The sequence below is a fragment of the Candidatus Zixiibacteriota bacterium genome (assembly GCA_026397505.1).
Lineage (GTDB): Bacteria > Zixibacteria > MSB-5A5 > GN15 > PGXB01 > JAPLUR01.
In genome coordinates this window covers 1-6,788 of the sequence record JAPLUR010000016.1, presented here as the reverse complement: position 1 = coordinate 6,788, position 6,788 = coordinate 1, and the positions used below count along the sequence as shown (strand labels likewise).

General features: G+C 45.3%; 6 protein-coding genes and 2 tRNA genes. 1 reads left to right on the top strand and 7 read right to left on the bottom strand.

What is annotated here, in order from left to right; translation table 11 throughout:
- Positions 1-279 precede the first annotated feature (279 nt).
- From NT002_00800 to NT002_00780, 5 genes are all read right to left on the bottom strand, one after another.
- Complete coding sequence (locus NT002_00800; GenBank protein MCX6827813.1) at positions 280-1,305, bottom strand: hypothetical protein; 1,026 nt, start codon at positions 1,303-1,305, stop codon at positions 280-282.
- A 392-nt stretch (positions 1,306-1,697) separates the two neighbouring features.
- Entirely contained in the window at positions 1,698-2,762 is a 1,065-nt protein-coding gene (locus tag NT002_00795; protein MCX6827812.1) for a hypothetical protein, read from the bottom strand.
- 578 nt (positions 2,763-3,340) lie between these two features.
- The gene (locus NT002_00790; GenBank protein MCX6827811.1) at positions 3,341-3,901 is read right to left on the bottom strand and encodes a Panacea domain-containing protein; all 561 of its coding nucleotides are present in this window, start codon (positions 3,899-3,901) and stop codon (positions 3,341-3,343) included.
- 337 nt (positions 3,902-4,238) lie between these two features.
- Positions 4,239-4,310, bottom strand: a tRNA-Glu gene (locus tag NT002_00785).
- A 5-nt stretch (positions 4,311-4,315) separates the two neighbouring features.
- Positions 4,316-4,384: transfer RNA gene (locus tag NT002_00780), tRNA-Gln, on the bottom strand.
- Between the two features lie 233 nt (positions 4,385-4,617).
- On the opposite strand from NT002_00780, the gene NT002_00775 reads away from it, so the two are divergent.
- Complete coding sequence (locus NT002_00775; GenBank protein MCX6827810.1) at positions 4,618-5,409, top strand: hypothetical protein; 792 nt, start codon at positions 4,618-4,620, stop codon at positions 5,407-5,409.
- 363 nt (positions 5,410-5,772) lie between these two features.
- On the opposite strand, the gene NT002_00770 is transcribed toward NT002_00775, so the two are convergent.
- Positions 5,773-6,294 carry an ECF transporter S component gene (locus tag NT002_00770; GenBank protein ID MCX6827809.1) on the bottom strand — a complete coding sequence of 174 codons (522 nt, stop codon included), beginning with the start codon at positions 6,292-6,294 and terminating at the stop codon, positions 5,773-5,775.
- The coding region (locus NT002_00765) for a class I SAM-dependent methyltransferase (protein MCX6827808.1) at positions 6,291-6,788 on the bottom strand (498 nt) is incomplete at its 5' end. The genes NT002_00770 and NT002_00765, both read right to left, overlap by 4 nt.

Genomic DNA, 6,788 nt, shown 5'->3' with positions numbered 1-6,788 from the left:
ATGCTTTATTCAACTATTTCAATCATAAATGGCACAGAAACAATGAAATAATAAAAACCATCAAAAACATGATACAAAAAGCAGCCTAAATAAATGAAAAAAAGGATATACCAATTTCCACACTAATATTGACATTACCTTGGACGATTCAGGATGCCCCGCCGTGGCCAAGATCTATGCAGACCTTGAAGGCGTTCGCACACTCTATAATCGCTACGTTCAGTATGACGACAAAAAGTACAACGACATATTTCTGCTGCGGCCAAATGGAATGCGATATCATTTTTCCCCCCTGAAGATTATATAGGCCCTATTATTAGAAAGCAATGCTATTTTCTGGCCATCGGAACAATAAACTGGCGTCGTGCAGTTCTGGATGCCAGCCACCTCATCAAATATTGTCACTGACCCTGAATTGTAATTATAAGTGCCGGATCTATTAACAATATAGGATTCACCGTCATCGCAGCTTACTTCAAACAACACTTCGGCCTCCACAGGATTGAAGGACTCAAATAGGAGGCCACATACGAGCGTCTTTGGGGGCTTTTCCTTAATAATTGTGTCCAAAGCGATAGTCATGGAGTCGGCGAGGCGTATTATTAAGTCGTTAGTCATAACATGCGTCTTTTTCGTATTTATGGCGGGGGCAAGAGCTATATATGGTCGTGGCTTAAGGCCAATCCTTGTCGAATCCTGCATATCGGCACGCACCATATACAAGCCATCATTGCCCCAACTCAATATGTGATTGTCAGATGCTGAGGTCGTCTTATTGGAGGGTCCAAATTTACTCTGCGGAATAATGGCGCTTTTTCCCGCCACCTTTTTATCGGTATAATATACGTTCCCTTCTACCGTGCGCTCCGGTCCATAAACTTCTACTTCTTGTACGGCCGACATATTGGAATCGAGCGGGGTATTATCAACCAATACCCGTTCCTGGCCGGTGTTAATATCGACAATACTCAAGCGAACAATGGTTCTGTTTCCGCCCAGAAAGCGCTGATGCACAAAAATCTCATCATTGGACAACCATTCATATTTAAGTGGAAAGGTGTTTACCTTCCAGGCCTGCCGAGAATGGCCCAAAGTATCCGAGATCATTAAATAGCCATTATAGAAATAGGATATCTTAGTCCCGTCCGGCGACCATTTTATCGGCCACAAGAACGGCACCCAGTCGGCCGGGCCAATCTCCACCACTTTCTCAATCGTGTAATCCCCGGCACTGGCCGAACAGCCTATCAAACCCCAGCAGATACCCAGAAGCAGACCAATTATTATCAAACTGAAAAATCTCACGGTTTCCTCCTTGTAAGTTGTAAGCCCAAAATATGTTATATTTGACTGCAAATCACAAGCAACTACTCATAGGCCGTCCTTTCCCCCAAAGGTTTATAACACGCCCGTATGAAGGGCGGGTGTCCTGGCCAAAGCTCCGCTTTAATTACCCTACTATTAATATGCCCCAAGGATTAAAAATGTCAAGAATTATTTTGGAGATTTTCCAAACAGGAAGAAGAGGCAGTCTTTCATGATGGCACCATACACTTCTAACATGTGTCCAGAATCCACCTGCAATCTTCGAATATTGATTGCGAGCGATTGATTCTCAAACTAATGAGCGGCGGGTATAAGAACCGGCCGCCCATGGTAATTTAGACTGGCTTTCTCGAGTTTGAGGAACTCTCGTCTCAATTTGGCATCACGGAACCATCGTTCATGTGCGGACAGAAGGTTTTCCAGACTCCTTTCAGCGGCAGCACCAGGGATCCGGGCGGTAACGAATAATCGCCGAATTCCCCTTCCACGATACCGATACCCGGTTCATTGGTATATTTAAAGATCCCTTTGTATCGGCCATGACCGGTGCCACATAAAGGGCAATCGCGCGGATCGTCATATAACCAGATGCCGCGCATATAGGCGATAATCTGGGTGGTGTTATGACCGGAAACCCAGCCGAGAAATGGTCTCTGTCCATCGCCAGTGGTCCAGAAGACTCCGGCAAAGACACCTCTCGGTTCGCTGTTCTGATCCAGCCATTCGCCTTTGATAAATCCGCTGTCGCCGGCATTGCTGACCTTGATCCACTCGCCGATCATGATTCCCTCGGGACAGACACGGGGATAGATACGGCGCGCCTGCACCGCCACGGCATTCATGGAATCAACCACATAATAGGCACTCAATTTTTCCAGCTTGTCGAAGCTGAATTCCAGGCTGAGTGGCGGGGTCGTAAAGTGAAGTGTCGGTGCGATTACGTAGACTACACCCCGCTTGAGAAATATCAAACAGGCTATCCCATCAAAATCCCCGTTGGTAATCGAAATCCATTCCACCATGGCCGGACTGTTTCCGGGGAGCAGGGAATCCTGTCCTCGTTCAAAGCTGATTGCCCTGGTAATGGCAATATTGGCCACGCCATTTATGTAGAGAGAGCCGGACCAATCGGTAGTGATCGCGGGAAGAGTGCCACTGAGATTGAAAAGATGTCCCCAGAGGAAAGCGACCGCATAGATATCGTAGCTGGTATCAAACAGGCTGGGAGGATTGAAATCGGCAGAAAGGGATTCTATGCCGGCGGAATCATCATAAGAGAAAGTATTCTGGTTAAGAAGATTTCTGACCGGATCGGGCATTTCGGAAGATTGGGGCGGATTATCGGCGGGTTTGATCGGGGCGTTGTCGTTACGGCTGCAGCCAAAAGCCAGTAGCAGAAGAAGTATGGGCAGAAGGAATATTATCTTTTTCATCATTGCCTCACTTTATTTAAACCATTCCATGTTTAGCTATCGGAAAAGGAATAGACCAGAGATGTGAAAACTCGACCTTATCCAATTATTAATTTAATGGCCGGGGACTTCTTATGCAAGAGGAAAATGGGTAGTGGATCAGTTTGAGATGAGAATATTAGAAGTCAACTAAAAGACTTGCCAATAATGCCATCTTTGGAGGAAGTATCATTCGCAAATCTTGATCTACAAGACTCTTTTATCCCTTTTGGCGTATAGGGCGAATTCAATAAACCTTGCTGTATAATCCTTAATATCTCATCAGCGAAGATTTGATCGGTTGCAAAAAATTTCTCTTCTATTCTGGTAATTAAATCAGGTTTAGAAATTAGTCGTGCATCAGAATAATTTATAACGGTCTCATGTTTGACAAAAGGATGGTCGCCCGTCTTAAGAATAACTGTTGTGTCCGATTCCGATTTTCTTGTTGTGAGATTAACTATGACCAGCTGAATAGGGGAATTAGGCAATTCCGCGACGACAAGCCATAAGTGTCCCCCAATATAGAAGGAACAGCCACATGGACAATCAACGGGCATTCATTACCCTAAATAATTGTCGATTAGAGCTATATTTTCGATTTCTGAAATTATTGACGCTATTTCAATATCTGTTTTGCCTGCCCCCTTAAGAATATCTCTGTACTCAATTGGAATGGAAGAACCTTCCGGATTTTCCCATTCGGGAAGTTCATGCGTCTTGTCACAAATCTCCCACCGAGACATTCTGCCATACTCATGAAATATTTCTTTTATAAGCAATTCTTCCGCTTCTGATAAACTATTAGTACCAGGGTCTCGAATCAAAGAGACCTCATTGTCAGTGGGTGAGCTTATAGTTTCGCCCCATATTCCGCTTGTCTCAGATTCACCATGCAGCAAATTCAGAGTTTGGCTTAGGACGGGACCTTTATCCATTGATACATAGGAATCGAAAATAATAGGTCGTCGCCATCTAATCAATGCCTCCCGTTCAGCAAGGTAGAGCAACTTCATAAGCTTGAGATGACTCATTTTTTGGCATGACAGACTTGCGCCTCTGTGCTTCAAAAAAAGTGCTGCAGCTTGTGCGGCTTTGTCTTCCCTAAATTTTGGTTTCATCATAATCCACCAATCACCAAATTCATAAAGTTACTCAAAAATATGATACTGCACACAAGTGCAGTTGTCAAGCATTATTTCATCAGAAGCCTTTAAATTATATCGGCAAGTATCTAAATGCTATAATATATACAGATCTGTCAAGCGGAAAGTTGGTAAAAATCAAGAAATCTATGAGATTTGACAATTGAAGGATATATTAAGCTAATTCTTTGCTTTCCAAAAGATTAACTAAATCTTCAATACTCCAAAGTTTTGTAGTCACTTTGTCAAGTAAAATCCTCATCTTCGCAAAAAATATTTTTTCTTGCTTATCCCCAAAAAGACGATATCTTAGAAGAGCGGCTGACCGGAGTTGAACCGGCATAAGCAAAATGGAAGGTCTGCCATTCTACCCTTGAATTACAGCCGCTTTTTTGGAGCCAGTGGGACTTGAACCCGACGAGCCAGGAATGCAAAGTCCCCCGCTCGCTACCTGCTGGCCCCGCATTAAGGATCATGGACTCAGATCGGAAGGAACTGATCTGAGTCCTTTTATTTTCCCATTATCCTCAAACATAGATGCTATTATAATGTAGTTAAAACCGATTGTCAATAGGCAACCGATATAATAATCAATATATTTTCATAATTCTTTGACTTTTTTCTTGACTTCCCGAGCATTCTTTTCGATATTATTTGCAGAAGTTAAGTGAATCCCTAAATAAGGAGCTTATAGTATGGAAAAAATGCCACAACAATCACAGGCCAAAGATGTCAAAACCAAGGTCAAGAAGGCAAGGCATCGAAGCCCCAATTATCCCTCTCTGAGCCTAACAAAGGCCCTGGAAAAGGTCAAACAGATTTATGATGTCTATAAGACGAACTGGATACCTGAAAGAACGGCCCATGAAACCTGGGGCAATGCGGCCTTTGGTAGCCAGGGATTATTGAGTATTGCTGCTTTGAAAGCTTATGGACTAATTCAGGTTGATGGAACGGGCAAAGACAGAAAGATATCTATTTCTGAAACATCTCGTAGGATATTACTTGATCCGGACGAAAGTGATGATTTACTCAGCCAATGTGCTTTGTTACCACCAATTCACAAGGAAATTTGGGATTATTATAGCGGCTTCTTGCCCAAGAATGATAATGATTTAAGAAAATATCTGCTTCTTGAAAAGCATTTTAATGAGTTATCTGTTGATTCTTTTATCGCTCAACTTAGGTCAACTATTGCCTTGACAAAGCCGGAATCTGATGTTAAATTGAGTAAAGATGAACAAGATGAAGAGAAATCACCTGATAAAGGAGTTATTCCTATGGGAGAGTCTTTACTCACAAAGACGGAAACTGAACCCAAAAGTGTGATTTCGCCGAAATCAGATTCGCTGACGCGGGATTATACAATTCCAAGAAAAGGACAAAAGCTTGCTATTTTGCGTTTGGAATATCCAATTACTAAGGATGATATCGAGCAGATTACAAAATGGCTTGAATTAATGAGGGGAACTATAACCGAAGAATAATTTTTTGGCGATCATTTCTTGGGCTTTTTCCATCTTTTCCGGGCCAATTTTCGTCCCCATTTTGATCGTTCTTCCTTTGAAACGCCCTTCCAAAGATTCTTGCCGCCCTTTAGCCCCCCAAGACGGCCCAATTCGACGGCGGCGGGATTTTTATAGGGGTCAACCGGCCTTGGCTCTGGAGGCGGTTCTGGCGTTGTTGCCTCGTTGGTTAGAGTTGCCGCCAATTCCTTCAAACCAAGCCTTTTCTTTTTGCGTAACCGCTTTTGAATGCCTTATTATAAGGCCGATTTCAATTCCTGTGAAGTCCTATTAAATTGAAACTGACCCACTACCGGAAAATGGGGCATCCTGACAGAGGATGGATCAGAATCGGGTCGTTCTATTGACGGCTGCGACCATTGGAGGAATAATAAGAAGCTGCAATATTATTCCCGGCAGGCCTGCGACCATCGCCCCACCGGCGGCGAAGAATTGCAGCGGGCCGTAGGGGAGGTCGATAAATCTTCCCAGAACCACCAATCCCAATGCAAAGGCCAGCCGGCCAAAAACCATGGCAATTATGAGGGTCAGATAGATATTCAGTCTCATTTTACAATAAGCCAGTCCGGCAATCAGACCATAGAGGGGGAGTTCCAGAGTCATCAGCGGCACAGCATAGAGCGGCGGCATGCCGGTCAGAAAGTAGGAAAGTGTCGGCGCCAGAAGGCCGATCATCATCCCGGCCACAGGCCCGACGATGAAACCGCAGAGGAGGACCGGGATGTGCATGGGCAGAATAATTCGCCCGGCAATCCCGAATTGATGAAATATGATCGGCAGCAAAATGGCCAGCGCCAGATAGAGGGCCGAGTGGGCCGCTTTCCGAGGGCCGATATTCAGGCTCATCCTTTGACAGCCGAGGCCAGATACAGGCCCGGCCGGTCGGTAATTTGGGCGTTGAGAAAATGCCCCTCCTCAAACATCTGCATCAACCGTTCCTGGGGCGGCAGCTGGTCCATGGCCACCGGCCCACCGGCGCGATGGTGATGATGCGCCAGCTCTTTGCTGCTGAGGAGGTGGATGATATGGAAGCCGGCACCGCGCTTAAGGATCCGGGAGACTTCAGCCATCACTTTCCCTTTGTCGACGAAATGGGGAAACGAGGCCAGCGACACGGCCAGATCAAATGAATCAGATTTCAGCGGAAGATTTTCCACATCGGCGCAGAGGGGCACACAGCTGTCAAAAGGGAAATTGGTCCGGGCTTTCCGAATCATGGTCGAGGCAAAATCGACGCCGATCACCAGCCCCTCGGGACCGACCTTGCGCCGCAGTAAATCGAAGAGCACGCCGGTGCCGCAACCGAGGTCGGCCACCCTGTCGCCCGGCTTAATACGAAA

Coding starts and splice junctions, on each gene's coding strand:
- NT002_00795 (MCX6827812.1), bottom strand. CDS start 2,762: ATGATGAAAAAGATAATATTCCTTCTGCCCATACTTCTTCTGCTACTG.
- NT002_00790 (MCX6827811.1), bottom strand. CDS start 3,901: ATGATGAAACCAAAATTTAGGGAAGACAAAGCCGCACAAGCTGCAGCA.
- NT002_00775 (MCX6827810.1), top strand. CDS start 4,618: ATGGAAAAAATGCCACAACAATCACAGGCCAAAGATGTCAAAACCAAG.
- NT002_00770 (MCX6827809.1), bottom strand. CDS start 6,294: ATGAGCCTGAATATCGGCCCTCGGAAAGCGGCCCACTCGGCCCTCTAT.